Origin of the sequence: uncultured Stenotrophomonas sp., from assembly GCF_963519925.1 — a bacterium.
Taxonomy (GTDB): Bacteria; Pseudomonadota; Gammaproteobacteria; order Xanthomonadales; family Xanthomonadaceae; genus Stenotrophomonas; species Stenotrophomonas maltophilia_AE.
Genome location: NZ_CAUQPH010000242.1, coordinates 1 through 2,781 on the forward strand (window position 1 = coordinate 1; position 2,781 = coordinate 2,781).

2 protein-coding genes and 2 pseudogenes are annotated in these 2,781 nt (G+C 68.4%); 1 reads left to right on the forward strand and 3 read right to left on the reverse strand.

Features of this window, described 5'->3' with window-relative positions; all coding sequences use genetic code 11:
- Positions 1 to 212, forward strand: a pseudogene (locus tag RWO33_RS20030) (MFS transporter); the annotation flags it as partial.
- Positions 213 to 224: 12 nt separating this feature from the next.
- Here RWO33_RS20030 and RWO33_RS20035 read toward each other — a convergent pair.
- From RWO33_RS20035 to RWO33_RS20045, 3 genes and pseudogenes are all read right to left on the reverse strand, one after another.
- Positions 225 to 944, reverse strand: coding sequence for a GntR family transcriptional regulator (locus RWO33_RS20035; RefSeq protein ID WP_145478300.1), 720 nt, complete (start codon positions 942 to 944; stop codon positions 225 to 227).
- A gap of 63 nt (positions 945 to 1,007) precedes the next feature.
- Positions 1,008 to 2,363, reverse strand: coding sequence for an SLC13 family permease (locus RWO33_RS20040; RefSeq protein WP_145478299.1), 1,356 nt, complete (start codon positions 2,361 to 2,363; stop codon positions 1,008 to 1,010).
- Between the two features lie 85 nt (positions 2,364 to 2,448).
- Positions 2,449 to 2,781: pseudogene (locus RWO33_RS20045) on the reverse strand (malonate decarboxylase subunit epsilon); the annotation flags it as partial.

Consider the following 2,781-nt stretch of genomic DNA (forward strand, 5'->3'; position numbering starts at 1 on the left):
CCGCCGAACAGTTCCCCGGCGAAGGCCGGCTGAGCGGGCTGGCGCTGGGGGTGACCATGGCCACCGCGTTCTTCGGCGGCGCCACGCCGCTGCTGGCCGAACTGCTGGTGCGCCACACCGGCTGGGCTGCCGCCCCGGGCGCGATGATCGCGGTGGTGGCGCTGCTGGTCCTGCCGGTGCTGTGGGGCCTGCGCGAAACCCGCCCTACCTGATGCCCCGGGCGGTTACAGACCGCCTTCGGTCGGCAGCGGGGCCGGCACGTTCAACAAGCCGCCCGCCGCCACGTACGCGGCCAGCGCCTGGCCTTGGCTGAGCAGGTGCTTCTCCATGGTGCGCTCGGCCCCGTGTGCGTCGCGGCGGCGGAAGCAGTCCATCAACGCACGGTGCTCGGAAAGCGACTGCGCGGTGCGTCCCGGGGTGAGCAGCTGCCGCCCGCGGTGCATCTTCAGGATGCGGTGCAGGTCGTGGGTGATGCGGATCAGCCACGGGTTGCCGGCGTAATGCTGCACGGTTTCATGGATCAGGTAGTTGTTGCGGTAGTAGTCGGCGATGTTGCCGTCCGCCGCTGCCGCTTCCATCGCCGCGTGCAGGGTTTCCAGCCGGGCGATGCCGTCATCGTCGATGTGGGTGACCGCCTCATGCGCGCAGCGGCCTTCCAGCATCGCCATCACCGGAAACAGCTGGTTGAGGTCTTCCAGGGTCAGCCGGGTGACGCGGGCACCGCGTCCGGCATCGATCTGGACCAGGCCTTCGGCCGCCAGCAGCTTCAGCGCTTCGCGCAGCGGCGTGCGGCTGATGCCCAGTTCCTCGCACAGCGCCGGTTCGTCGATCCACTCGCCCGGCGGCAGCCGGTAGTCGTAGATCTGCTCGCGCACGCGTTCGGCCACCTCTTCGTACAGAGGGGCACGCTTCTTCGGAGAACGCGGGGCAGGGGCAATGGCCATGAGCGGATTGTAGACGGTCGTCGCCGGTAGCGCCGGCCGTTGGCCGGCACTCCGGTCATCCCATTACATCCAGCCAGGCACCACGAACAGCAGCCAGGCCAGCAGCGGTCCGAACACGACGACCAGCCCGCTGTACACCAGGAACCGCCGGAACAGCGATTCGCGCTCTTCCTTCGCCGCCGACGCCACGACCAGCGCGCCGTTGGTCGAGAACGGGCTGACGTCCACGATGGTGGAGGACACCGCCAGCGCGCAGATCACCCCGGCCGCGCCCAGGTGCCCCTGCAGCAGGAACGGCACCGCCAGCGGAATGGTCGCGCCCAGCACCGCCGCCGACGAGGCGAAGGCCGAGACGATGCCGCCCACGTAGCACACCAGCAGCGCCCCCAGCAGCGGAATGCCGATGTTGGACACGCCGTTGCCGATGAAGTCCACCGAACCGGCCTTCTCCAGCACGCCCACGTAGGTGACCACGCCGCAGATCAGCAGCACGGTGGACCAGCTGATGCCATCCACCGCACCCTTCTGGCTCTTCGGCGACAGCAACGCCAGCGCCACCGCCACGGTGATGGATACCAGGCCCACGTTGAGGTTGTAGATCAGTGCGGCGATCCCGAGGCCGAGCAGGCCGACCAGGGTGAACAGACGCTCGCGGGTGACCCCGACCGCCTCGAGCGCATCGGGATCGTTCGACAGCGTGCCGCCGCCGGCCGAGACCAGCGCGCCGTGGCCTTCGATCGCGAACTGCCGCGACGAGGCCTGCGGGCCGCCGGCCAGGGCAGGTTCGCCACCGCCAACGGTAACCGCACCACGGCGCATCAGCGCAATGCCGCCGAAGGCGAAGAAGCAGATCGTCGCCATCATGAAGTTGAAGCCCAGGCTGGTCAGGAACACCGCCATTTCGGTGACTTCAAGCCCGGCCTTCTGCACCACGCCGTTGGTGATGCTGCCGTACACGCTGATCGGCGAGAAGCCGCCGGCCTGTGCGCCGTGGATCACCAGCAGCCCCATCATCAATGGATTGATGTTGTACTGCTTGGCGAAACGCAGCGCGACCGGGCCGATGATCGCCACGGCTGCCGGGCCCAGTGCACCGAACGCGGTGAGCACCGCGGTGACCACGAACATCACCCACGGAATCGCCACGATCCGCCCGCGCACCGCGCGTACCGCCCAGTGCACCAGCAGGTCGATGGTGCCGTTCTTCTGGGCGATGGCGAACAGGTAGGTGATGCCGACCAGGGTCAGGAACAGGTCGCCGGGGAACCCGCCGAGCACTTCCTTGCCTTCCATGCCGACGAAGATGCCGCCGATGATGAAAGCCAGCGCGAAGGCCACCGCGCCCATGTTGATGGGTAATGCGGTGGCGATGATGAACATGATCACCAGACCGATGATCGTTGCAATTTGTGGACTCATGCGCCCTCCCAGACACGTGATGCAGCTATTGCACGGATGGAAACCCGCCATCCCCGGGCTGACGCTTGCAGGTGGAGCCAACCGCTCATCGCACGCGGTCCAGGGCGCCGTGCACCCAGTCCGCCGCACCGTCCAGGTGCTGGAATTCTTCGACCGCGCGGACCTCGCAGCACGGGTAGTCGGCCGCGACCATGCGCGCCAGCGCCGTGCCGGGCCCCAGTTGCAGGAACACGCGTGCGCCACGCTCGAACAGCTGGCGCATCACCTGGGCCCACTCGATGGTCTGCGCCAGCTGCGCCGACAGCGTGTGCACCACGGCGGCGCGATCGCGCACCGGACGCGCATCGATGCCGGCCAGCACCGGCAGGCGCGGCACCTGCAGCGGCGCCTGCGCCAGCACCCGTGCAAAGCTCTCGGC

Bases quoted from the DNA above. Each gene is read 5' to 3' on its own strand.
- RWO33_RS20035 (WP_145478300.1), bottom strand. From the start codon at position 944: ATGGCCATTGCCCCTGCCCCGCGTTCTCCGAAGAAGCGTGCCCCTCTG.
- RWO33_RS20040 (WP_145478299.1), bottom strand. From the start codon at position 2,363: ATGAGTCCACAAATTGCAACGATCATCGGTCTGGTGATCATGTTCATC.